General features: G+C 40.6%; 24 protein-coding genes and 6 pseudogenes. 5 read left to right on the top strand and 25 right to left on the bottom strand.

All coding sequences use genetic code 11. The features are described 5' to 3' along the window. From G586_RS27535 to G586_RS0114210, 9 genes and pseudogenes are all read right to left on the bottom strand, one after another. A pseudogene (locus G586_RS27535) lies at positions 1-127 on the bottom strand (radical SAM mobile pair protein A); the annotation flags it as partial. A 281-nt stretch (positions 128-408) separates the two neighbouring features. Beyond that, positions 409-792 carry a hypothetical protein gene (locus tag G586_RS27650; protein ID WP_026528288.1) on the bottom strand — a complete coding sequence of 128 codons (384 nt, stop codon included), beginning with the start codon at positions 790-792 and terminating at the stop codon, positions 409-411. Positions 793-825: 33 nt separating this feature from the next. Next, a pseudogene (locus G586_RS0114245) lies at positions 826-1,302 on the bottom strand (oxidoreductase); the annotation flags it as partial. 169 nt (positions 1,303-1,471) lie between these two features. Beyond that, the gene (locus tag G586_RS0114235; RefSeq protein ID WP_035773381.1) at positions 1,472-2,119 is read right to left on the bottom strand and encodes a YoaK family protein; all 648 of its coding nucleotides are present in this window, start codon (positions 2,117-2,119) and stop codon (positions 1,472-1,474) included. Between the two features lie 54 nt (positions 2,120-2,173). Continuing rightward, positions 2,174-2,458, bottom strand: a complete 285-nt coding sequence (locus G586_RS0114230; protein ID WP_022762007.1) for a metal-sensing transcriptional repressor — start codon at positions 2,456-2,458, stop codon at positions 2,174-2,176. Positions 2,459-2,511: 53 nt separating this feature from the next. Further along, positions 2,512-2,874, bottom strand: coding sequence for a heavy-metal-associated domain-containing protein (locus G586_RS0114225; RefSeq protein WP_022762006.1), 363 nt, complete (start codon positions 2,872-2,874; stop codon positions 2,512-2,514). A gap of 35 nt (positions 2,875-2,909) precedes the next feature. Further along, on the bottom strand, positions 2,910-3,677 hold the full coding sequence (locus G586_RS0114220; protein ID WP_026528286.1) for an HD domain-containing protein: 768 nt from the start codon (positions 3,675-3,677) through the stop codon (positions 2,910-2,912). A 44-nt stretch (positions 3,678-3,721) separates the two neighbouring features. Further along, positions 3,722-4,372: a deoxyribose-phosphate aldolase gene (deoC, locus tag G586_RS0114215; protein WP_026528285.1), complete on the bottom strand. Its 651-nt coding sequence runs from the start codon at positions 4,370-4,372 to the stop codon at positions 3,722-3,724. Positions 4,373-4,556: 184 nt separating this feature from the next. After that, positions 4,557-5,594 carry a YeiH family protein gene (locus tag G586_RS0114210; RefSeq protein WP_026496659.1) on the bottom strand — a complete coding sequence of 346 codons (1,038 nt, stop codon included), beginning with the start codon at positions 5,592-5,594 and terminating at the stop codon, positions 4,557-4,559. Between the two features lie 127 nt (positions 5,595-5,721). On the opposite strand from G586_RS0114210, the gene G586_RS0114205 reads away from it, so the two are divergent. Next, a complete protein-coding gene (locus G586_RS0114205; RefSeq protein ID WP_022762002.1) occupies positions 5,722-6,615 on the top strand; it encodes a LysR family transcriptional regulator in 894 nt (297 codons plus the stop codon). Here G586_RS0114205 and G586_RS0114200 read toward each other — a convergent pair. The 5 genes from G586_RS0114200 to G586_RS0114180 form a co-directional block, all read right to left on the bottom strand. Continuing rightward, positions 6,603-7,565 (bottom strand): hypothetical protein, encoded by a 963-nt coding sequence (locus G586_RS0114200; RefSeq protein ID WP_155834188.1) that lies wholly within the window; start codon positions 7,563-7,565, stop codon positions 6,603-6,605. The genes G586_RS0114205 and G586_RS0114200 overlap by 13 nt on opposite strands. Positions 7,566-7,761: 196 nt before the next feature. Then, a complete protein-coding gene (locus G586_RS0114195; protein WP_026511068.1) occupies positions 7,762-8,355 on the bottom strand; it encodes an NAD(P)H-dependent oxidoreductase in 594 nt (197 codons plus the stop codon). 191 nt (positions 8,356-8,546) lie between these two features. Next, entirely contained in the window at positions 8,547-9,101 is a 555-nt protein-coding gene (locus G586_RS0114190) for a DUF5714 domain-containing protein (protein ID WP_026528284.1), read from the bottom strand. Between the two features lie 23 nt (positions 9,102-9,124). Further along, entirely contained in the window at positions 9,125-9,601 is a 477-nt protein-coding gene (locus G586_RS0114185; RefSeq protein ID WP_242832025.1) for a GNAT family N-acetyltransferase, read from the bottom strand. Beyond that, on the bottom strand, positions 9,594-10,037 hold the full coding sequence (locus G586_RS0114180; protein WP_026528282.1) for a MarR family winged helix-turn-helix transcriptional regulator: 444 nt from the start codon (positions 10,035-10,037) through the stop codon (positions 9,594-9,596). The genes G586_RS0114185 and G586_RS0114180 overlap by 8 nt, the downstream gene beginning before the upstream one ends. Before the next feature lie 98 nt (positions 10,038-10,135). Between G586_RS0114180 and G586_RS26215 the strand changes: the two genes are divergently transcribed. Then, positions 10,136-10,339 (top strand): hypothetical protein, encoded by a 204-nt coding sequence (locus tag G586_RS26215; RefSeq protein ID WP_155834186.1) that lies wholly within the window; start codon positions 10,136-10,138, stop codon positions 10,337-10,339. A 269-nt stretch (positions 10,340-10,608) separates the two neighbouring features. On the opposite strand, the gene G586_RS0114170 is transcribed toward G586_RS26215, so the two are convergent. Beyond that, a complete protein-coding gene (locus tag G586_RS0114170) occupies positions 10,609-11,301 on the bottom strand; it encodes a hypothetical protein (protein ID WP_026528281.1) in 693 nt (230 codons plus the stop codon). A 5-nt stretch (positions 11,302-11,306) separates the two neighbouring features. After that, positions 11,307-11,633, bottom strand: a pseudogene (locus G586_RS23205) (NUDIX domain-containing protein); the annotation flags it as partial. 243 nt (positions 11,634-11,876) lie between these two features. On the opposite strand from G586_RS23205, the gene G586_RS0114160 reads away from it, so the two are divergent. Next, complete coding sequence (locus G586_RS0114160; RefSeq protein ID WP_026528280.1) at positions 11,877-13,913, top strand: methyl-accepting chemotaxis protein; 2,037 nt, start codon at positions 11,877-11,879, stop codon at positions 13,911-13,913. 154 nt (positions 13,914-14,067) lie between these two features. Here the strand turns inward: G586_RS0114160 and G586_RS0114150 are convergent, their stop codons facing one another. From G586_RS0114150 to G586_RS26210, 7 genes and pseudogenes are all read right to left on the bottom strand, one after another. Next, positions 14,068-14,445: a zinc ribbon domain-containing protein gene (locus tag G586_RS0114150; RefSeq protein ID WP_026528279.1), complete on the bottom strand. Its 378-nt coding sequence runs from the start codon at positions 14,443-14,445 to the stop codon at positions 14,068-14,070. 19 nt (positions 14,446-14,464) lie between these two features. Next, a pseudogene (locus G586_RS25690) lies at positions 14,465-14,647 on the bottom strand (YccF domain-containing protein); the annotation flags it as partial. A 157-nt stretch (positions 14,648-14,804) separates the two neighbouring features. Continuing rightward, a complete protein-coding gene (gene recQ / locus G586_RS0114145; RefSeq protein WP_026528278.1) occupies positions 14,805-17,084 on the bottom strand; it encodes a DNA helicase RecQ in 2,280 nt (759 codons plus the stop codon). A gap of 10 nt (positions 17,085-17,094) precedes the next feature. Further along, positions 17,095-17,604 (bottom strand): annotated as a pseudogene (locus G586_RS27525) (class I SAM-dependent methyltransferase); the annotation flags it as partial. An 81-nt stretch (positions 17,605-17,685) separates the two neighbouring features. Then, positions 17,686-18,081: pseudogene (locus G586_RS27520) on the bottom strand ((deoxy)nucleoside triphosphate pyrophosphohydrolase); the annotation flags it as partial. 2 nt (positions 18,082-18,083) lie between these two features. Beyond that, the gene (locus tag G586_RS0114130) at positions 18,084-18,536 is read right to left on the bottom strand and encodes a DUF3427 domain-containing protein (RefSeq protein ID WP_026528277.1); all 453 of its coding nucleotides are present in this window, start codon (positions 18,534-18,536) and stop codon (positions 18,084-18,086) included. Positions 18,537-18,856: 320 nt separating this feature from the next. Next, positions 18,857-19,018, bottom strand: a complete 162-nt coding sequence (locus G586_RS26210) for a hypothetical protein (RefSeq protein ID WP_155834183.1) — start codon at positions 19,016-19,018, stop codon at positions 18,857-18,859. A gap of 473 nt (positions 19,019-19,491) precedes the next feature. Here G586_RS26210 and G586_RS0114115 point away from each other — a divergent pair, with 473 nt between their 5' ends. Both G586_RS0114115 and G586_RS0114110 read left to right on the top strand, forming a co-directional pair. Beyond that, positions 19,492-20,346: a Cof-type HAD-IIB family hydrolase gene (locus G586_RS0114115; RefSeq protein WP_051204813.1), complete on the top strand. Its 855-nt coding sequence runs from the start codon at positions 19,492-19,494 to the stop codon at positions 20,344-20,346. A gap of 12 nt (positions 20,347-20,358) precedes the next feature. Next, complete coding sequence (locus G586_RS0114110; protein ID WP_026509213.1) at positions 20,359-20,772, top strand: hypothetical protein; 414 nt, start codon at positions 20,359-20,361, stop codon at positions 20,770-20,772. A gap of 21 nt (positions 20,773-20,793) precedes the next feature. Here G586_RS0114110 and G586_RS0114105 read toward each other — a convergent pair whose 3' ends face one another. Together G586_RS0114105 and G586_RS0114100 are read right to left on the bottom strand one after the other, a co-directional pair. Next, complete coding sequence (locus G586_RS0114105) at positions 20,794-21,360, bottom strand: hypothetical protein (RefSeq protein ID WP_026528275.1); 567 nt, start codon at positions 21,358-21,360, stop codon at positions 20,794-20,796. Positions 21,361-21,410: 50 nt separating this feature from the next. Beyond that, positions 21,411-22,628 (bottom strand): RNA-splicing ligase RtcB, encoded by a 1,218-nt coding sequence (locus tag G586_RS0114100; RefSeq protein WP_026528274.1) that lies wholly within the window; start codon positions 22,626-22,628, stop codon positions 21,411-21,413. Between the last annotated feature and the right edge of the window lie 66 nt (positions 22,629-22,694).

The raw sequence follows: 22,694 nt of genomic DNA, 5'->3' as shown, positions 1-22,694 counted from the left end.
GCTTTTCAAAATCATCTATGATGTGATAACGCCTCGTATTGTTTCTGGCATAGCAGTACGGACATCCAACAGTGCACCCTATAACAAGATTCATGTTCTGAATCTGATCTTTAATACAGATACTCATTTGTCACTCCATTCCTCAAGGTTTACCCTGATGCGGTTAAGATACTCTTCAAACTGAAGAATCTCTTTATCCGTAAAATCACGATAATAAATATTCCCCATCTCATTGGATACGGAGTCATAAGCTTCTTTAAGTTCTTTGGCTTTATCTGTGAGGAACAGAAGAGTTTTTCTCTTATCAGCTTCATCAGTTTTGCGGCTTACCCATTGCGTAAATTCTACTTATTGCTGATTGTAATGGGCCACTAATGTTGTTGAAGAACATTGGAGATGCAAGACTCATTACCTCCACCTGCTCCAAAGATTGAATCCCGGTGTGATCTTCGCCTGTCCCGTCGGCTCCTCATACCCCTGCTTTTCCATGATTTCTGCGCAGGCATTTCTGAGTTGGATTCCCGCATATGTTGGATGCAGTTTGAGACACCCTTCTGAATCACACAGCTCGTCACTGCGATATTCAGCATCGATGAGAGTGTCGCTATCGGCGAAAAAATCGTCGTAGTTCTCACCCTGCTGTCCTTTCAGAAACAGATGAACATTACTATCCTTGCCTTCCTGGGTAACAATAATTCTCTCAACAATACTTCTGATAATTGATACAATGACTTCCGGATCTTCATCCTTGGTCATTTTCTCAAAATTCATTGCTATTTCAAGCTCATCCATCGGGCACTTCCAAGAGTAGTTTTTTCCTACTCCCTAACAGCCGATGCAATGGAGGATCGAAGCAAAGTCTCCCCTGCGTGCTTTCTCCAGCATTTCGGGATCTGCAAGGGAAGCCCTTCCCATTGTACAAAGATCAGCGCTTCCGGATGCAAGGATGTTTTCCGCAAGCATCGGGTCATTGATTCTGCCGACTGCGATAACCGGAATATCCACGACCATTTTCAATTCGGCCGCGTGATGGACAAAGCCGCCGACAGGAACCGGCGCAGGCGGGATGATAATATGTCCGGTCGCAAATACGCCCTGTGAACAATGGATACAGTCCGCACCAGCATCCTCTATCAGCCTTGCAATCAGCTTCGCCTCTTCTATTTCAAGTCCGCCAGGAACATATTCTTCCGAACTCATGCGATAGAAGATCGGAAAATCCTCACCCGCCGTCTTACGGATTGCCTGTATGATCTCCCGCGGAAATCTTGTCCGGTTCTCGGTGGTACCTCCATATTCATCACAGCGTTTGTTCTACCATGTCAGGAACAGAATAAACTTTTATATCACCATCAGCACTCAAGAGTACATTTTTCATCTTAAATTCCTTTAGACCATCATTTTTAGCGGAGTTGGAGAATAGCACCTGCTGAACCATCGCCTCCCGCAAACCGCGTATTGTATGCCAATTTTACCTTACTTCTTTTACCATCATATTGATAACTATAAGCAGTATGACTACCGAAATCCATATGGTTTTTATCCCAATGATTCCGGATATTACTCCGCCAAATCCTGCTCCTATAGCAAATATCAGAATGATTCCAAAGAAGTGAAATGATTTGTACAAAGATTGTTTGTTTTTGTCTCTAAGGTATTTAGAAAGGCTCTCTGTTCCACTTCTCAGATTTCCAATGCACATGGTACTTGCATATCCATATCCATGTACTTTTCTAAATGTTTGCACCTGCATGGCACATGAAAATGACACAATCATATTTGCTATCATATTCATATCCATGGGGAGAAGTCCGACAATGCTAAGCGCAATCATTTCAATTATTATGATAATCTGTCTCCAGTGGATTTTTTCAGCACATTTATACTCGTTTTCAATTCTCTCTGCTATAAAAATCCCAGCAGCAAACGAAAAAAGCGGACACATATAGTGTAACCCCTGCATAAAATTACCCTGCATCAGGTTCTGACTCATTAAAACAACATTGCCGGTCTGTGCATTGGCAAAGACTTTATCCCTCATATTATATGTATACGCATCCTGTAATCCTCCTGAAAAGGATAATAATGCACTTAATCGAAAACTCTCAGATGTCTGCATATTTCTCCTACATATTTTATTATCGCGGAATAGTTACTCATGAATGTAATTCTTTTATTTCATGAGTTTACGGATCGTCTTCAATAATTCGTCCACGATTTCTTCATCGTCATTTTTTATGCCGTCCGTAACGCATCCTTTCAGGTGATATCCAAGAAGTTCCTGATTAAAGCCGTCTATTGCTGAGGCTGCAGACATGGACTGTTGAAGGATGTCGTTGCAATATACGTCATCCTCGATCATTTTTTCCAGGCCACGTATCTGCCCTTCCAGACGTTTCAACCGGTTGGTCAGAGCCTTTTTCTGTGCTGCTGTTCTGACTGTCTTTTTATGTGCCATAAGTAATCTCCCTATTATTCATATGTTGACTAATAGTATCATATCCCGGCTATTTATTGTACAGAAACAACCTTATAGCCAAGATCTTCTATCTCCTTTATCAAGGTGTCATCCTCTACCTCTTTTTCGTACTTCACAACAGCTTGCTTCTTTTTGAGGTTCAGTTTTGCAGATACGCCATCAATTCTGTTGATAGCACGCTTAACACGATTGGTGCAGTTTTCACAGTGCATCCCGTCAATCATGAACACCTTAGTTTTGATTACAGTTCCTGAAAGCTTTTTATCCGGTTCTTTTACACTGGAACTGCCTCCGCCACAGCATCCACCTTCGCCTTTAAAGTGTTTTATAGAACCTCTTAGCGCAACAAGCAGGATAACAACAAGTATAGCAATGATAATGATATTAGAAGCCATTTCTTCACCTCTCTATTTCTCTTTACAACTATTGTTTAAGCGCATTCCAAGTAGTTAATTATCTTTTCCCTTATAAACTGCATCTTTTTAACTGTATCCGGATTATTGCTCTTAAATCCGAGCAGTCTGTATATATATCCCTGACTTTTGACCTGCCTGATACTCTCAGGGAATACAAGTCCATATACAAAAGAAATATGCCCAAGGATATAATCGATTCCGGTTTTCGAGTATGTTCTGTCTATATTTCCGGATCCCATAATGTCTTCATAAACTTCATCAGTTATGTACGAATCCGTAAAGGCTTTTTCCGGCAGATCGTAAATCTCTGTTCGCGGTGTCTCGCAATTAACACGTATAATGTCAATCTTATCTGCATCACGCAAAATTTCACAGAACATCCGCTCCCTGTCCGTCTGACCATCCGGAAGAATATATACATTGTGGTAACGGATGACTTTTTCCATCATTTCTCTGTCCATCTTTCTATCCGGATCAAACCTGTCTATCAGCTGTTCGTCCTTAAATAGCAGGTCTGCAGACAGTTCCGCGTGATTAACTGATATTCGATCCTGAAATGTATGATACCTTCTAAGCTGCTCAAAACGGCCTATATCATGAAGTATTCCTGACAGCCACGCGAATTCGCAGTCCTCCTCCGGAAGCAGAAGGCTTCTGGCGATTATTACGCATAAATCAGCTACGCGATACGTATGATCTATCTTCAGCTTTACTTTCACATCTTCCGGATTATATTGATCCGTATATTTTTTAAACTCAGTCAAAATATTATTTCTGTCCATATGTACTGATTATTCCATTTCCAGTGTTTTATAGTTTTTCTAAATCACATACTTTTAGCAATCTTTACCAGCCTGCTTGTGCCAAGTCTGTGTGCTCCAAGTTCAATAAATTTCTCAGCATCTTCAATTGATGCAATACCGCCTGATGCCTTGATCTTGATATTTGGACCACAGTGTTTTGCAAAGAGTTCTATATCTTCAAAGGTTGCACCGCCTGTTGAGAAACCTGTTGAAGTCTTGATATAGTCTGCCTTTGACTGCGTAACAATCTCACACATCTTGATCTTCTCCTCTTCTGTAAGAAGGCAGCACTCAATGATAACCTTCATGGTATGGTCGCCACAGGCTTCTTTGAGTTCATTGATCTCATCAAGAACAAACTTATAATTCTTAGCTTTCAGCTCCCCTATGTTTATAACAATGTCGATCTCTGTTGCTCCGTTTGCAAGCGCATCCTTTGTCTCAAAAACCTTGGATGCAGTTGTTGTATTTCCATTCGGGAATCCGATTACTGTTGTTATAGGCATATCAGGGTCCATATACTCACGGGCTTTCTTCACATAATATGGAGGAATGCATACGGAAGCCGTATGGTACTTCATACCATCGTCGCATATCTCTTTTATCTCATCCCATGTGCTTCCCTGAGCAAGCAGTGTGTGATCAACCATCTTTAATATTTCTTCAAGTTTCATTCGAGTATCCTCCATTCTTCGATCTAAGGGTGGTACCGCTTGCGGTGGATTCCTTAGGTCCATCCAAAAATTTCATAGTCTTTTTGGTTCATAATTTGACAATAAATACGGGACGACAAAATAGTCCCCCCTACCATTTGCAATATATACTAGGGGGGAGTATTTGTCAACGCCTATTTTTCTTTTACCATATTCCCATCACATGCTGCATCAAAAGGCTGACAACTGTTATTCCGATCCAGCAACAGCCGCCAAGCAAAATCGGCTTCCCACCTGATTTAATTAGTTTGATTATGTTACTGTTCAAGCCAATAGCAGCCATGGCCATTATTATAAAGAACTTGCTAAGTTCCTTAAGTGGCTTAAAAACATAAGAAGGGACACCTGCTCTCAAGCAAATAGTTGTGATAATTGAAGCAATCACAAAGAAGACTATGAACATCGGAAATGCTCTTCTAAAGCTAAAGCCATTTGTCGAACTTCCATCCTTTTTTGCTTCCCTTGCCCTCAGATACGCAAGTACCAGTGTAATAGGTATGATAGCCAGTGTTCTTGTAAGCTTGACCGTAACTGCCTTATCAAGAGTCTGACTCCCCAGGTTCCACATACTATCCCAGGTTGATGCAGCTGCGGTGACGGAAGAAGTATCATTAACTGCAGTTCCCGCAAAAATACCGAAAGCCTCTCCTGTTGTGATATCAAAACCTATAAGCTTTCCCAGCGAAGGAAAAAGAAGTGCTGCCAGCACGTTAAAGAAAAATATCACAGAAATTGCCTGTGCCACTTCATCATCATCCGCATCAATGACAGGAGCCGTAGCTGCAATTGCTGAGCCGCCGCATATTGATGAGCCAACTCCGATAAGAGTAGCTGTGTTTCCTTTGATATTCATAACCTTATGAAGAATCCATGATAGGATAAGCGATGTTGAAATCGTGCAGATAATTATCGGAAGTGACTGTTTCCCGGTCTGAAGAACGACCGAAAGATTCATACCAAATCCAAGGAGGACAACAGCCTCCTGCAGAATTATCTTTGATGTAAACTTTATTCCATCAGCCGCCTTCCCCTTGTCATTCCAGAACAGGGCTATTATCATGCCCAGAATGATTGCAATCACCGCTCCGCCAACGACAGGGAAGCGCTTTCCCAGGAGCCATGAAGGAACTGCAATAGTGAAGCATACTATTACTCCCATGTAATTCTTTTTCAAAAAATCCATCTCAAGACCTCTCTCTCTTTTTAATCTGTTCTTTCGCAGGTCTTATTCTATTCTGTCTTTTGAAAAAGATAAAATTATATATTATTATATATCCATAAACATTTCTTATCGTTAGGGAGGACTGATTATGCTGGATTTCAGGATAGATACCTTTCTATGTGTTTGCAGGCACCTCAATTTCACCAAGGCGTCTAAGGAGCTGAATATTACTCAGCCCGCTGTTTCTCAGCACATACATCATCTTGAAAATGAATACGGGACAAAGCTGTTTACTCAGGATGGAAAAAAACTTTTTCTAACTGATAACGGAAAACTCCTGTATAAAAAAATGAATCAGATAAAAAATGATGATGAAAGTCTCAAAGAAATACTTTCAAAGAATAACCATGGCTTAAAAGACATCTCTTTTGGTGTCACCATGACCATAGGAGAATACATAATTGCTGATCCGATCAGTGATTACATAAAAAATCACCCGGATACTAATCTTAAGATTACATTTGGCAACACATCGGAGCTTCTTAAAAAACTCTCCGACGGTGTTATAGATTTTGCACTTGTAGAAGGATATTTCCCTGAAAATGATTATGAAACGCTGCTTTTTAGCAAAGAAGAGTTCGTTCCTGTCTGTTCGGCAAAGCACTCTTTCAATCAGAAGCCACGCGTGATAAAAGATCTCTTTCCCGAGCGAATTCTTATAAGAGAACCCGGTTCAGGAACGCGCAATATATTGGAAAGAGCTCTTGCCCTGAACAATTACTCCACAAGTGATTTTAGGAATTTTACCCAGGTGGAGAACATGCATGCCATAATAAGCCTTATTGAAAAAGATTGTGGCATCACCTTTTTATATAAAGCAGCGGTTGCATCAGGACTGCAGTCCGGATATCTGAAAACAATCCCCCTTGACGACTTTAGGGTAAAACATGATTTTACCTTCATCTGGCCCAAAGATACTGTTTTCAGTGAAGAGATCCGTGCAATATGTGAGGAAATACAACCTATAACTCATTCTGCATGAAGTTCATGTTCTTTTTCATAAAGCTTGTTATCCTGCCGTCTCATGAAAATCATCCGGGACAGAAAAAGAATCAAGCTACTTCCTACAAAAATCTGAATCGGATATGTGATTAGTACGCTTTCAGATATTATCATGCTCAGCATGGTAATAGCGCCAACCGGTGGCATATACATCTTAGTAAAATGAATAACGATAAGCATACCACTTGTAGCAACAATTGCTGAAATCGTAATAGGAAGCCCTATCCAAATAGCAAAGAAATATCTTGAAATCACACCAATTATGGCACACACAGTTATCACTGCCACCGTTTTGACTGGCATATTTCTTGTTTTGTTCCTTGGCCTGGAAAACTCAGTAAATGCCACAAGTAACGGAGGTGCCACAACAAATCTATAACCCGTTCTGAATGCAACACCGGCTATTACTGTCACACAAAGGATTCTAATGGAAGTATCTACCATATCGTCCCTGGAATTCAGCATCACAGGAACATATTCCTCATCTGCTCGGATTCCCTGAAATAGAAAAAGTTTATGAAACAATATTACAAGTAATGTCAGTACAAATGCAGCTATAGGATACACTATACTTGTAGTATGCATCATCACCGGGAGCACTATTGCTGAGACAAATGGTGCAAACGTGGTTCCTGAAAACATAAAGATTACCTGAGCGATTGTGAATGCCAAAATCACTTCGATATACGTATCAAACGGAACAAATCTTACAATGCACACTCCTATTATCGCACAGCCTGTTATCAGTGAAAGCATACGCTTTCCATTAACCTTCCAGCTTCTATTTTTTGCCACCATATATCCAACTGCTAATGCTGTTATCTCAGGAAATATAATCTCCTTCTCATTTAAAGTTTCTGCAAATAGTGTCATCAGCGCTACTAACAGAACTGTACAAGCGTATGGTATTATTCTCTTGACTCTATACATATTCTATAAAAAACATGCAATCAATGTGATGATCGCGATTCCTCCTTACTTAAAAATAGCACATTTACTGACACTCTTTCCAAGAAAGACTCCGCAAGGGTCTCGTCTGTTGTTTTTCGTTTCACAGCTATTCTCTCCTTTAGTCAATTTTAATCAGGATCTGCAAAAGAATTATCTTCAACAGAATTTTTCCTTTTTATAAGTTTTTTGCAATTTCAAATACTTTTCTTAGATACTTACCAGCGTTTTTATCCCGGTTAGCATCATTACCATAGCCTCTGGTCATCTCATCAAAAGCATATACTTCGCAGGTTTTAGCTCTATTTCTGATCCGGTCACCAACCATAACTGTCTTCATTGCTTCCAGCTGATCTCTTCTTACCTTATCTTTTAATGACCCACCCATGGTAATCAAAAATAAAGCTTTCTCAAGACATTTCATAGATGTTTTATCCCCATATGCAAATCCGTAAGTCCATACCCGTTGAAACCATCCCTCTAACATAGCAGGAGACGAAGTCCAAAAATCAGGGTAAATAAAAGCTATCGCATCTGCTTCATTTATCTTTTTCTGCTCAAAAAGAACGTCCTCCGATACAGGACTATCCAAATTATAAAATCCTTCTCTTATATACTCTTTTTCCGGCATCACGGGATTGAATCCATCTGCATACAGATCAGAAATCTCATATGAATGTCCTGCACTCTCCAGTCCTTTGATAAAAGCTTCTTTCACTTCATATGTGAAACTATTTTTACTTGGATGACAATATACAATGAATACCTTCATTTCATACTCCTTTACCTATGGCTACTTATCCATCCCTATTCATGTAAGTAAAGATACAGTTCCAAAAGTGCTTCCAAATCTTCTTTTCTTGCTTCTCGTATCATCAGCTAATAATCCTTAACCCTTTAATCTATTAACCTGAAATTCAAAGTTCCATAATTTCTAAATCGTCCGGAACAAAAAGCTTTCCATTATCCAAAGAAAGGGCATCTTTCTTTGATGCACTGCTGGTTCTGCGATGAGAACTCACAGTGTTGCTTCTCATATTCAATCTGCACACCGTAGTGCTGTCTTACGTACTCTATTCCATGCTTGAACGCAATCATAGCATCTCTTTTACAACATCTTGGGCCATTTATCTTGCCAAGCTCTCCTATGGCGCTTGATGTAAATGCCATGTGATCTCCCCATGTGCCATCCTCAGAAAGTGGTCCTGTACCATCAATAATAGAAAGAGCTGCTCCTATAGATGTTATCGCTCCGCATATTCCCCACAGTCCGCACATTGCTCCCGGCATCCGAAGTCCTTCTTTCAAAAGCTTCTCCAAGGCATAGTCTATATCTATTTTGCCACCTGCATTATGATAAGTCATTAAAAGACATGCCCCATCTAATATATGATGCTCTGGCCCATGTATGCTTATATACTCTTTTTTTGCCATTGACTTAAACATCTTGATAGGATTTACGCCTTTTTCATTACGTATATCTTCAATAATCCTGTTTGCTTTTTCTTCAATCGTCATAAGTAGCTTCTCCTATAAACTAATTATGAAGCTCTGTACTCCATAAGAGTTGTGTTCTGCCATTTTCCAAATCGATCTTTAGCTATTCTTTCCCTATAGCCAATTTCCCTGAAACCACATTTTTTGTGTAAGGCTATACTTGCTTTATTAATTGAAAATATTGCAGAATATATGCTCCAATATCCATCTTTCTCAGCTTCTCGGATAATCATATTTACCAAAGCTGTTCCTATCCCATGACCTCTATAGATTCTATCAACATATACACTCATTTCAACGCAGCCTTTATATGCGCACCTACTTGAAGAAGGACTTAGCGCTATCCAGCCTACAACCTTCCCTTCTTCCTCAAAAACAAACCTGCAATTCTTTACATGTCCTTCATTCCACTCAGTAAAACTAGGACACTCTGTATTAAAAGTTGATGTTCCCTCTTCTAATCCCTGCTTGTAAATCTCTGCTACTGTCCCCCAGTCTTCATCTCTCATTTCTCTAATCACAGCATTCCACCTCCGATTTTTTTATCGCATCATTATAGATATTTAATGCCTCTAAAACCTGACTCTGTTTTTCCTTTGGAATCATTGAAAAAACTCTCTCAAACTTCAAATTCATATCTTTTTCTATTGTATTGAATCTTGCCATTCCTTCATCAGTCAGATTAAGCACTACACACCTACGGTCCCTTTTTGAAGGTTCTCGCAAAACATATCCTTTTTGGACAAGTTCTTCTACAGATCTGCTTACAGCACTTTTATCCATCTTAAGAAGTTCAGCAAGTTCCTTTACACATATTCCAGGTTTTCTGCCTATCTCAACAACCAGAAAGCATTGAGATGTATTAACGTTACATTGACAGCAATCAGAACTGTTTAGCTTCTCAAGATTACGTTCTAATTCTCTAGTACTTTCTCGAAATAGTTTTACCTTATCCATCGAATGCCCTCCTATGAATTTAAATGATAAAATCATTAGTTGTATTTGTCAACTAATTTATAATATGAAAAAGCCACATAGCCGTTATAAACAACTACATGGCAATGGAATCGTTTAACTCGATTTTGCTTCCACCGGCTTTAATTCCATACTCTTTGCTTTTCCTCGCAAATCCCGATTGGGAGCTTAATTATTTATCTTATCCAGAATCTGATATTAAAATGTATTTCTGTTCATTTATTCCCAAAGCCACCTCCGAAAAAAAAGGCCTCTTCAAACTCTCGCTTGATGAGGCCTTGTAAACTATATCAGTTATAAAACACTAACTATGCCCTACACTTAATCTTATCCTCATCATACATATCAAAATCAAACCCCTGATTATCATTCACGGGCTTATTGGTGACCATGTATGTTGTAACGAGAATAAGTCTTTCCATAGCATCTACCTTTCTGAAAATTATTAGTTGTAAGTATAGTTAACTGACAAATCGCTGTCAATACTATTTTTTTCTGATTTTTTAAACCGATGGGTTCAAACGTCAACAGCCTGTTGACGATTTTATATTCATCAGTTATTCTCAACGCACTCTCTTATCACACGTGCTACTTCCAAAGGAATCTCTACAATCTCATCATCAACATTTTCATTTACCGGAATCCAGTCACTGTCAGGCAATGTGAAATCGTATGCCTTTAAAAGGTCATCACCCGGAAGTTTTCCTGTGATAACTTTAGTCAGGATCATTGAGATAAGATAATCTCCAATGGCTGAAGCATGCGCACCATCTTTATAATACAGATCTGCATCTGCTCTGTTCTGTAATTTCTCAAAGGCCTCGCTCCATACTTCTCTAATAGGCGCAAGCAGTACTCCATGATTTTTTGAGAGTTCCTGATAGCGACGGTTCATCTCTTTCTGATTCTCAGGACTCCCCTTTTCAGCCCAAGTCTCAAAAATAACCGGCTTAGTATTAGCTTTTTGGCAAAGTTCAATTATTCTTCCTGCATACGTAATTGTGTCAGCTTCTTCCGTCATGGGATGCGCCTGTTCCTGGATAATGCAGTAATCATATCTACCATGGAGGATATTAAATCGCTCTGAGAAGTATTCCTCTCCCATGTGCCATTTAAGCGATCTTCCAGAATATGCCAGCATGAACACTTCGCAGCTCTCACCCGTTGCATTCTCTATCATTTCCCTGGTAAGCTCAGGCATATCATTCATATAAGTATGGCTATTGCCAATAAAAAGAATTTTCATTGTATTCACCTTTCATCCGTCAAGAAATGCTTAACCTCATTTACCGGATGTAATAATTCTGTCCTGAAGAACTCCGGGTAGAACTTAATCGGATCATCCGGAGCAATCCACTCAAGAAATTCCTGGTGATCATCCTCAGTAAAGCTGCTGCACTTTGGTTCAAAATCCTCCGGGACCTTCATGTAGAAAAAGAATGATATTTCATATATCAATTTCCCAAGGTTAAACTCCGCATCCCCATAAAAATAATTCTCATGAACGAACCCCAGCCTGTCTACTTCCATTCTTATGCCAGTCTCTTCATACACCTCACGTATTACTGCTTCCTCGGCAGTCTCTCCAACAAAAACATATTTCTAATATAACAGAAAAATGGCCATTTAACAGTAAATCGCATAAGTTTCAGCGATTTTTTCAAAAGCCCAAGCTTAAAAAAGTCTAAATTAAATAACAATTTTATAAAATCCATTTAATTGGATGTTATTTCGTCTAGAATATTGATAGACATTTAAAATATCTGTCTTTTCGTGATTACTCTTTATATAAAACATTTTTCTTATGTTGGAGGTTTGAAAATGGGTAAAAAACAGGAAAAAATCAAAAAACTTGTCAAGAAAAGTATCAGCAAAACTCTGTTAATGTACCTGATGCCAATTATCATAATCGGTACGGTTGCGATTATTGCATTCTTGTCATTAAGTGCACGCAACACAATCACTGAGGTTGCTCTTCAGGATCTTCAGGCTGAAACCAAGGCAAATGCTTTGGAGCTTGGTACCAATTTCAAGATGCTGACTGCTAAATTCGGTGAATACTGCGATACTCTTGAGCAGATGAAATTCAAGGATCATGATGAAATGCTCAAGTATATTGAGCCTTCCGCTAATTATGATGCAGTTGAAAACACCGGTATTTATATCGGTTTTTCTGATGACACATATATTTTTGCAAATCACGCTACGGTCGACGATGACTGGAAGCCTACAGAACGCGACTGGTACAAACAGGGTCTTGGAAACGAAACCTTTGTAGCAACAGATCCATATGTTGATGCTACAACAGGAAATATGTGTGTAACCTTTGTACGCCAAAACGACTTCTCAACAGGAGAATTGGGCGTATGTGCAGTAGATGTCTTCCTTACCGATCTGACAGAATCAGCAAATGCTTTGCAGCCCATGGGCTCAGGTGGTTCAATGATTTTTGCAGGTGACTATCTCATTTCCTTCTTTGAGCCTTCCATGAACGGAATGAAAATATCCGATCTTAATGATGATTATTTAAATAAGCTTCAAGCATATGCCAACAGTAATCCAACAGAGCCTACCACAATAAAGAACACGGAATCCGGCGATAATTATTACATAGCTGTATATCCGATTCAGGGAACTCCCTGGACACTTGTTTCATCTATAAGTGTTAAGGATGTTCTGGCATCCTCCAACAGATTTACAAACTATGCCATCATAGCCCTTATAGTACTAATTACTCTCATTACTATGGTAATCGTCTATACGATTAATAAAGTAATAACAAAACCTGTAAGAAGTCTCACAGACAGCATCACAAAGATTTCCGAAGGTGATTTCACAACAGAGATGCCCGCAGACCAGGGTGATGAAATCGGTCTTATCAGTAAGGAAATGAACACCTATGTCCACACCATGAATGACACAATTAACACCATTCAGGCCAAGGCAGAACAATTAAAGCACGACTCCTCTTCATCCAGAGATGCTTCCGGAAAGATGTCAGAAGGTGCTTCAGAACAGTCCCTGTCCATGGGCCAGATTCAGAACACTATGGATGATATTGCAAATGCGGTAAATGAGCTTGCCAACAACGCTACTCAGCTGGCCGGGGCAGTTGCAGACCTTACAGACAGCGGAACAAAGACAAACGAAGTAATGCTTGAGCTTGTAGAGCAGGCAGATGTTGGTCATAACGACATGAACGATGTTCAGGAAAAGATGGGCGAAATCACATCCTCCATGAGTGAAATGAACGAAGTCGTTACAACGGTCGGTGCATCTGCAGATAAGATCACAGAAATCGTCGGAATGATCGATTCAATTTCGCAGCAGACCAATCTCCTCTCCCTCAACGCAAGCATCGAGGCAGCAAGAGCCGGAGAAGCCGGAAAAGGCTTTGCAGTCGTTGCGGATGAAATCGGAAAACTTGCCCAGAATTCACAGGATGCAACAAAGGAGATCAGTTCCATCATTTCCGAGATCACTTCTCTTATCAAGACCCTCGCTGAGAAGTCCCAGGCAAATATGGATGCCATTACAAACAACAGCGAAGCCGTTGCAAAGGCCGGTGAAAGCTTCAATAAGATTTATGAAGATCTTAATAACACTGCAGCAACCATGAAAGATATGATTGGCATGATGGCCAATGTAAACGATATCGCATCAAGTGTTGCAGCCATCTCCGAGGAGCAATCCGCAAGCTCACAGGAGGTTACCGCTACCGTTGCAAGCCTTGCAAGAAGTGCTCAGGATATTGCCAACGAATCAAAAGGCGTAGAAAACGTTGCCAACTCCGTATCAGACTCCGCTACTTCAATCGACAACGAACTACGCAAGTTCAAGATTAAGAATAAGCAGTAATTCTCATTTCTATTCTTGTATAAAAACCAAAGCCGTAATTCCGGATGTTCTTCGGAATTACGGCTTCACCTCAAATTCGCACAACCCTTCAACCTGTCCTGGCCGTAGATTTTTTCTATATAAAGACCATTGACCTCTTTAAATCTCTTTATCATCAAAACCTCGTTCCGCACTTAGGACAAAAATCAAAGTCTTCTGTTGTCTCGTATCCACACTGTCTGCATCTCTTATAACCGGTCGTGAATCCTCTTCCGCCGCTTAGCTGAGTCAGATGACTTGGCAGAATCTCAACTTCTTCGCCTCTTGCGATCATCTTACCAATCTCAGGATCAAGTTCGTAAACAGTTCCGCAGCAACTGGTCTGCACGTAGTAATGCCTATTCCACTTGAAAGTCGGTATAAAGAAAAGAGACAACACCGTATATGTCATGAACACGTTGAAGCACCCATATTTCCCACAGATTGCGCAGGTAATCAGCTGATTGAAATCAAAGTCCTTCCTGCCATCTGTTATTCCCATGATAAAAAACATCTACTTCCTCGCTCCGTTCTTAGTAATGTACCCTCACAACCTTTGCCCCAAATGGTAAAAGAGCTACTCTAGCAATCTTAAAGAACTGCTTACCGAAGGGTATACCAATAATGGTGATGCAGAAAATGCAGCCAATCACTGCGTTTGCAATCGCAAGTTCAATCCCAGAAAGACAGATCCAAATGATGTTAAGAAGCAGGCTTACCCCACAGTGTGCCAAGGCCGCCCCAGCTGATTGTCATCGTATTAAACTTATCCTTCTCTCCTGCTGTGAGCAGAGCTCAATTCCTATCAAACTGGGTGAAAATATCTGTTGTAAATTCCATCGTTCCTCACTCCTTTTCCTTGCAAATATACTCTTACTTGCCGTCTCTATGAATATTAGCATAGTATTCAACAATCATTTTCTGTACTGAAGGCGGATACATCAAAACAGTGTAATGATTGCCCTTCACACTCTCCTTGTCCACGGAGACAATTCCCAGTTCCTTACCTTCTGCTGTAGGATACTTTTGACTAATACCGCCCATAAACTTCTCGCCCACCAGCCCCTTGTCTGCCAGTACTTCCCAAATTCTAGTGCCAACGATCTTCTTTACATCATCAGCAGAACATATTCGGTTCAGCTCATCCTTAATCTCTGTTATGTAATATAGGTCCTTATATTCAAACTTATCCATATCTTCCTTCTGGAGATAAAAATCGACTTTTTTCTTCTTTGTAGCACCTCTGCTGTACAAGGACTCATTATCGTCCTTATCACCAGAGACTGGCATGCTGATAACAGCATCCGGATTTACACTCATGAACTCAGCTATTTTTTCAAGGAATTCCTTACCATATTTATCATATTTATTGGTACCAACTCCGGAAACTCCCAGCATTTCCTGCTCGTTTGAAGGGAGCTTGGCACACATATCAATCAGGGTCTTGTCACTGAAAACAATATAAGGCGGCATTCCTTCCCTTCTTGCTATTTCCATCCTGAGTAACCTGAGTGTCTCAAACAGTTCATACCCTGCTTTAGTAAGTGAATCCGTACTTCTCGTCTTGGACTTTCCTGCCCTGGGACTAACTTCTTTTTCTTCATAAGTCCGTAGAAGAACTTTCGCATCAGGCTCCTTCAGTGCCTCTATATTCCCCAGTTTAACCACACTATATCTGTCATCGGTCTGAATTATATATCCGTCCATGATCATCTGATTCATCAAAAGACGTATCTCTGCTTCACTGAGATTTTTAAGAGCACCATATGTCTTATAGTTATCAGTCCCAAGCTCGCGGAGCCTTGCTCTGTTTGCACCCACAAGAGTACCCAGAACAATATTCATCCCGTATCTGCCTTTGGTCTCATATACACAGTTGATGACCTGTTTAGCAGCATCAGTCATATCAATCTCTTTATACTCACGATGGCAGTTCCCGCAGTTATCGCATGGAGCGCTTACTTCTTCGCCAAAATACTCAAGTATATAATTCCTCAGACACTCGTTTGTCCTGCAATAGCCTTCCATCACCTTAAGGCGCTTAAGATCTCGCTGTCTGATGAGTTCTTCATCTTCAGGATCTACCTCGCTGAAATCCTTTTTATCCAGAAGAAACTTATTGATCATAATATCCTGGGCAGAAAACAGCAAAATGCACTGTGAATTCTCACCATCACGTCCAGCTCTTCCTGCTTCCTGGTAGTAGTTCTCCATGCTCTGAGGCATATTGTAGTGAATTACGTACCGGACATTAGATTTATCTATACCCATGCCAAACGCATTGGTGGCAACAATAACAGGTTTCCTGTCAAATACAAAATCATTCTGACTGTTTTTTCTATACTCATTGTCAAGACCTGCATGATACCTTGCAACAGGAACACCATCCAGAGTCAGCATTTCAAAAACCGCATCAACATTCTTCCTGGTTGCACAGTAAATTATTCCGCTCTCGTTACTATGATCTTTGACATATTTTCTTATATAGTCATCCTTATTCTTTATATGCTCAACAGCAAAAAACAGATTCTCTCTGTCAAACCCTGTAACAAAAACACCGGGATTCTGGAGTTTTAATACGCATTCTATATCACGTTTGACCTCTTCCGTAGCTGTTGCAGTAAATGCACTGACGATAGGTCTTTTGGAAAGCCTTTCAACAAATCTCACTATATTCAGGTAACTCGGCCTGAAATCCTGTCCCCATTGGGAAATACAGTGTGCCTCATCAACTGTAACCATTGAAATATCAGCACTGTCGGCAAAATTTGTAAACTCCCAGTTGTCCAGACGCTCCGGCGCAACATAAATAATCTTGTATGTCCCTGACTTTGCCATCTCAAGGGCCTTTGTTATCTGTGAATCCGTAAGGGATGAATTGATATAAGCAGCATGAATTCCCGCTGCATTCAGAGATTTTACTTGATCCTGCATCAGTGAAATAAGCGGTGAAATAACAATTGTGATGCCTGGCAACATTATAGCCGGAATCTGATAGCAGATGGACTTACCTGCACCGGTCGGCATTATTGCCAGCACATCCCTTTTCTCATCTAATATTGTATTTATAATTTCGCCCTGGCCAGGTTTAAACGAATCATAACCAAAGTATTGCTTTAAATTTGCCAGTGCAGTATTTCCAAATTCTGTCATATCGCCTCTTTTAGATGAGTTTCTTCTTACCTATAGCATTGACCCACATCTCATCTTCTCTACCGGGCCTGTTATCAGTACCAACCTCATTGAAAAGAATCTCAAATCCCGCATCCTCGAATAGTTTAACTATGCTTTTTTCATTAAAATCGCTGAATCTGCGGTCTCCACGCATCTTAGTACCATCGCCATATTTGAACGAAGCATATATAACTCCGCCGCTCTTAAGAGAAACATTAAGCTTCTTCATTGTCTCCGGAAGCTGATCTACCGGCACATGAAGAAGTGATGCGCATGCCCAGACTCCATCAAACTCATTATGAAAATCGATATCCTCAAACCTCATATCCAGAACTTCCTGTCCCAGATATTCAGAAGCTCTCTTCCTCATTTCTTCAGAAGCATCAAAAGCTGTTACAAAAAAGCCTGCCTCCAGAAATGCCTTACTGTCTCGTCCACTTCCACAACCTGCATCCAAAACATGGCCATGCTCAGAAAGGAGTGCAATGAACCTGTCCCTCTCATATGACATATCTGCGTTAACACTTCCGGCAAAGAACGAATCAGCATTCATATCGTAATACTCAACATTCTTATCAACCATAGCCTCAGCAATCTTAGGAAGTAGCGCCAGATCTGCAGGAAGCCAGTCCACACTTCTAAGATCATTAACCTCTAGCCACTTGGCCGCTTCGTGCTCCAAAAGCTGGAGCTTACCTTCAGCAACAGTTGCCCAATAGCAATTCATATGTAGGTGAAAAGTCTCATAATCATAATCGATGACATCTATCAGATCATGAACCTCAATCTCCGCACCAAGTTCTTCTCTAATCTCTCTTACCAACGCCTCTTCAGGAGTTTCACCTTCTTCAATCTTTCCTCCGGGAAATTCCCAGCCATCCTTATAATCCCCATATCCACGCTGAGTCGCAAATATCTTAGTTTTTCTCTTGTAATCATCGCAGATTATTGCTGCAACCACGTTGACAGTTTTCATAATCATCCTACTTCCAGTTTGCTTGTCTTCTTGATATATTTAGCAGGTATCGGATTATCCAGATGCCATGTTATATTCATAGGCCTGCTGCCGTAATGGCTCACATACTTAGCTGTCCCCAGATACGTGTATGGTGCAGCACCTGCCAAATCCTTCTTAAACTCCCTTACAAATAACAGGATCTTACTTCCCTCATGAACATGGTTAATATATCTCTGCCCGGTCGGAGAAGTATCCGACGTTGTACTCTGACTCTGCCAATGGAAAAACTCCTCATTGATAGAATAATCATTGTACATTGTTGTAGGTGAATAATCCTTATCTGCTTTATTAAGCGTTACAAAGAACACATCCACCTGCTTATCTTCAAGCCACTTCACACCTTCTCTTACAGTCTGCGGCTTCATAAAATCCATAGCCACAAGTATCTGATCTCTGGTATAAGTACAGTACAATTCAACGATTCCTTATTGGCGCTTCTTTTCTGCAGCAGCACCTGATATGAATCACCAGCCTTACGGACTATCCATATGAGCTGTTCTATGAGGAATTCCCTTATCATGAGCCTCTGACCTTGTAACTGTCCTGCCCACAGGAAAGCCATTATCATCTGTTACATCAAAAATCTCTTCCAAAAAACTATTCCCCTCACTTCATCATAATGTATCAATATTATAACGTAAAAATCCCCGGAGCATTGACCCAAAATTGATCAACATCTCCGGGGATATAATCCTATTTGGTTTCATTTCAACTTAATCTATCCTTTGAAGAATCAGAGAGTGAATGTTGCTCCAAAAGCTACTGTCATCTTCTCTCTGTTGTAGAATGCTGAAAGCTTCTCAAGGCATTCATCATACATTTTACGGAATGCTTCGTTTCTCTGCTCTCTCTTAACTTCTGCTTTTCTTGTATCCTGAACATCGTTAAATCTCATAGTATTTACCCCTTTCTTGGTTATGTGGTATATGTTAGCCGTTTGGCTGTTGCTTTTCTCTTTCTGAGCTTATGATATTACTTCCTGGTTTGCTAAAACACAATATTCATCGCTTTTTCTATCTATTTGTTTTGTGCCCTCTCTGTAATTATGTTATACATCACCCAGCAATATCCACATATCAATTTCATTGGATTTTTATAATTATTATCATGTCTTTTTTTGATTGGCTCATTGTTAGCTCATTGTTACTAAGGATGATTAAGAAAAGAATAAGGGAGTATTTATCAAGATTTCAGGATTTAATGGAATCTAAATAGACAGTTGATGTACCAATTATGACAGAAATGGACTTTCATAAGACAGTTATGGAATTAAAGTAGTCAGTCTGAAATTAAATACCGCACCTTGGCAATTCCTCAAAATCATGTATAATTTGCAAGGATGAACAAAGATTGCAAAAGGACGTAATTATGCCTATTTCAAATAAAGCTAACAACAAAGAAGGCTTCTTACCCTATAGCCTGATAGCAATGGATATGGATGGCACCCTTCTTACATCGGATAAAAAGATTCTACCTGAGACGCTAGATGATCTTTCATTGGTAGCTGATAAAGGAGTACACCTCTCCTACGCAACCGGCAGAGCGCTTGTTGAAATGAAGGAGTACTTTGAGATAACTCCCATGATCCGCTATGCCATCTGCTACAGTGGCGCAATAATATATGACTGCATGGCCAAGAAGGTCGTTTACAGAAAAGAAGTACCTTCTTCCTGCTTTGAAAGAATAATTGAAGTCGCAGATAAATACGACGGAATGCTCACTTTCCTCACAGAAAATGAATCCATTGTATCTTCAGCTGATATCAGCCACATGGACGATTTCCATATGGGTGTTTACCAGCCCATGTACCTTAAAGTAACCAGACAGGTTGATGACATGGCTGCTGAAAGTCGAAAGCACGACTCCATCACCAAGATAAACATATACTTCCGGAATCAGGAAGACCGCCACCGCGGTTATGAGGAATTAAAAGACCTCACCCTTACATTTGCACTGGCAGAGGAAACAAGCCTTGAAATGAATGCTGAGGGAGTATCAAAAGGTACCGCCCTTAAGACTCTGTCTTCTCTCCTGGATATCTCCATAGAAGAAACAATGGCTATCGGAGATGCCGACAATGACCGCGATATGTTAAGCACCGCAGGAATTTCTGTCGTCATGATGAATGCACGCAGTGATATAAAGAAGCTTGCAAACTATATTACAAAGGACAGCGACCATAACGGTGTTGGCTTTGCTATCAGAGACTATTTTGATCTTTAATTGGAGATAACAATGGAAATAAACAAGAATACCCTAACTGAGTTCCGTAGAGACTTTAAAGAAGCTGTCGCAAGCCTTGAAGAAAAATATGGTGTGACCATCTCTCTTGGCAGCATCTCATATTCCGAAAATGACTTCACCAGCAAACTTACCGTAAATAACGGTCATGACAAGGATGATATCGCTCAAAGGGAATTTGACCGTGATGTATGGAAGTATGCCCACCTTGGTCTTGGGAAAGGCATGTATAAAAGGATCTTCGTTGGCCTCGATGGCAACAAATATGCCCTTCTCGGATTTAATACAAAAGCCCCCAAGTATCCGCTCATCATCCGGAACATACGCGAAAGTACCGTTGTCAGAGCGCCTGAGGGCTTTATAAAAGAGCTTACAAATGAGTATTACGCTGAAAACTTCCTGCTATAAATTGCATCCATGCTTTTATAATCAGTCCTGCAATAATACTGCAGGTTCCTCAGGAATCCATGTGATCTTGTCAAACCAGGCATCCTCATCTTTATAAACATGTGTAAAATCTATGATATCACCATATTCATCAGGGAGAAGATCTGAACAGTATCTGGTATACATATGGTGAGGAACAACTCCTACATAATCTGATCCATCAAAACTTGCCACCATTTCTTCAGCACTTCCAATGATAACCGGAAGTCCTGCATCTGATAACGCAAGATAAAAGCTTATTGACTCAAACTGTCTGTGAACGCCGACTATACAAAAGTAATACCCTGCCTTTTTGATCTTTTCCTGATACTCTTCCTCTGTAATCTCGCCTCCTCGTAAATCCCATTCAAGATCACGTTTATCATTGCAGACATACAGCTCCATGTGTGTGCTGCTTCCACCGGGGACAACTTCCCATGGATGACCACCTTGCTGCTCTCTGTTGAAATACCACTCATCCCAGGCTTTAGGATCTTCAAAATCTATTCCCGGACCCTCATTAAGACCATGGCCCTTACCGGTCAGTCCTTCGTCCCTTCCATAACACATTTTTTTGAAGAATGCATTAGCCTCGTAGTATACAAATCCGAACTGCCATTTCAGTTTGCTGCCTTAAAGTTGTATATTGGCTTCATTACATCTATGATCTCCACCGATTCCTTTATCACATCGATAATATCATCAAGTGACTTGTACGCCATAGGTGCCTCATCGATGGTTGCCTCGCATACAGATGATGTAAAGATTCCCTTCATGGACTCCTTGTACTCTTCCATGGAAAGATTGTTCTTTGCAGCAGTTCTGGACATTATTCTTCCGGCTCCATGTGGTGCTGAATAATTCCACTCAGGATTGCCCTTGCCGACTGCAAGCACGGATCCGTCTCTCATGTTAATAGGAATAAGCACCTTCTCACCCTTGTGCGCAGCAATGGAGCCTTTTCTTAAAATCATCTCATCAGTATCGATGTAGTTATGGATTGTATGAAAAGCCTCTCCGCCTCCAAGTCCTGCTTTCTCCACTAATATCTCTGCCATCTTCTCGCGGTTTCTTCTGGCAAATCTCTGGCATATTTCAGCGTCATGAAGATAGTCCTCAAGATATTTTCCTGATAAATAGCACAGATCCTCCGGCATGGTCATAGGACCTTCTTTAAACTTCAGGTTATAAAGTTCCTTAAGTGCTGCCTGTATCTCAGTTCTTCTTCCCTGCTCCTTATAGGTTCTGATAAGTTCATCCCTTGCTTCAAAATACTCACCGATTCCCTTATCGAGGTCCACTGCAAGAGACTGATAATACTCAGCCACCTGCTTTCCAAGATTTCTGGAACCGGAATGGATCACAAGATACTGTGTTCCATCTGCAGCCTTGTCCACCTCAATGAAATGATTACCTCCACCCAGTGTGCCAAGAGATCTCTCGAGACGCTTTGTCTCCTTGAGCATTCTATAGCAGCGAAGCTCTGTCAGATCGAACTTCTCCGTTCTTCCTTCCCAAACATCTCTTCCTGAAGGTATAAGAAAAGCTGCCGCATCAAGCTTTTCAAGGTCGATGGGATTTTTTCCAAGATTAACTGTGTACATGCCACATCCTATGTCTACGCCTACCACGTTGGGTACTGCCTTATCCACGATGGTCATGGTTGTTCCGATAGTGCAACCCTTACCTGCATGCACATCAGGCATGATTCGTATCTTCGATCCTTCTGTCATGGGAAAATCGCACATTCTTCTGATCTGCTCTATAGCCTCATCCTCCACTACCTTTGCGTAGCATATGGCTGTATTTACTTTTCCCTTTATCTCTATAGTGTTCATTATTTTATCCTTTCCACAAGGTGCCTCTGCCCCCTCGGAGCAGATTGTACGATTGACAGTCGTTAA

Source organism: Butyrivibrio sp. VCD2006 (assembly GCF_000423925.1).
Lineage (GTDB): Bacteria > Bacillota > Clostridia > Lachnospirales > Lachnospiraceae > Butyrivibrio.
The sequence above is the reverse complement of the archived record's forward strand: the minus strand, read 5'-3'. Positions and strand labels throughout refer to the sequence as shown.

Coding starts and splice junctions, on each gene's coding strand:
- G586_RS0114205 (WP_022762002.1), top strand. CDS start 5,722: ATGCTGGATTTCAGGATAGATACCTTTCTATGTGTTTGCAGGCACCTC.
- G586_RS0114180 (WP_026528282.1), bottom strand. CDS start 10,037: ATGGATAAGGTAAAACTATTTCGAGAAAGTACTAGAGAATTAGAACGT.
- G586_RS26215 (WP_155834186.1), top strand. CDS start 10,136: ATGGCAATGGAATCGTTTAACTCGATTTTGCTTCCACCGGCTTTAATT.
- G586_RS0114105 (WP_026528275.1), bottom strand. CDS start 21,360: ATGTGTTATGGAAGGGACGAAGGACTGACCGGTAAGGGCCATGGTCTT.
- G586_RS0114220 (WP_026528286.1), bottom strand. CDS start 3,677: ATGGACAGAAATAATATTTTGACTGAGTTTAAAAAATATACGGATCAA.
- G586_RS0114170 (WP_026528281.1), bottom strand. CDS start 11,301: ATGAAAATTCTTTTTATTGGCAATAGCCATACTTATATGAATGATATG.
- G586_RS0114110 (WP_026509213.1), top strand. CDS start 20,359: ATGGAAATAAACAAGAATACCCTAACTGAGTTCCGTAGAGACTTTAAA.
- G586_RS0114160 (WP_026528280.1), top strand. CDS start 11,877: ATGGGTAAAAAACAGGAAAAAATCAAAAAACTTGTCAAGAAAAGTATC.
- G586_RS0114115 (WP_051204813.1), top strand. CDS start 19,492: ATGCCTATTTCAAATAAAGCTAACAACAAAGAAGGCTTCTTACCCTAT.
- G586_RS0114100 (WP_026528274.1), bottom strand. CDS start 22,628: ATGAACACTATAGAGATAAAGGGAAAAGTAAATACAGCCATATGCTAC.
- G586_RS0114210 (WP_026496659.1), bottom strand. CDS start 5,594: ATGGATTTTTTGAAAAAGAATTACATGGGAGTAATAGTATGCTTCACT.
- G586_RS27650 (WP_026528288.1), bottom strand. CDS start 792: ATGGATGAGCTTGAAATAGCAATGAATTTTGAGAAAATGACCAAGGAT.
- G586_RS0114230 (WP_022762007.1), bottom strand. CDS start 2,458: ATGGCACATAAAAAGACAGTCAGAACAGCAGCACAGAAAAAGGCTCTG.
- G586_RS26210 (WP_155834183.1), bottom strand. CDS start 19,018: ATGAGATTTAACGATGTTCAGGATACAAGAAAAGCAGAAGTTAAGAGA.
- G586_RS0114195 (WP_026511068.1), bottom strand. CDS start 8,355: ATGAAGGTATTCATTGTATATTGTCATCCAAGTAAAAATAGTTTCACA.
- G586_RS0114190 (WP_026528284.1), bottom strand. CDS start 9,101: ATGACGATTGAAGAAAAAGCAAACAGGATTATTGAAGATATACGTAAT.
- G586_RS0114235 (WP_035773381.1), bottom strand. CDS start 2,119: ATGCAGACATCTGAGAGTTTTCGATTAAGTGCATTATTATCCTTTTCA.
- G586_RS0114150 (WP_026528279.1), bottom strand. CDS start 14,445: ATGTTTTTTATCATGGGAATAACAGATGGCAGGAAGGACTTTGATTTC.
- G586_RS0114200 (WP_155834188.1), bottom strand. CDS start 7,565: ATGTATAGAGTCAAGAGAATAATACCATACGCTTGTACAGTTCTGTTA.
- G586_RS0114225 (WP_022762006.1), bottom strand. CDS start 2,874: ATGGCTTCTAATATCATTATCATTGCTATACTTGTTGTTATCCTGCTT.
- recQ (WP_026528278.1), bottom strand. CDS start 17,084: ATGACAGAATTTGGAAATACTGCACTGGCAAATTTAAAGCAATACTTT.
- deoC (WP_026528285.1), bottom strand. CDS start 4,372: ATGAAACTTGAAGAAATATTAAAGATGGTTGATCACACACTGCTTGCT.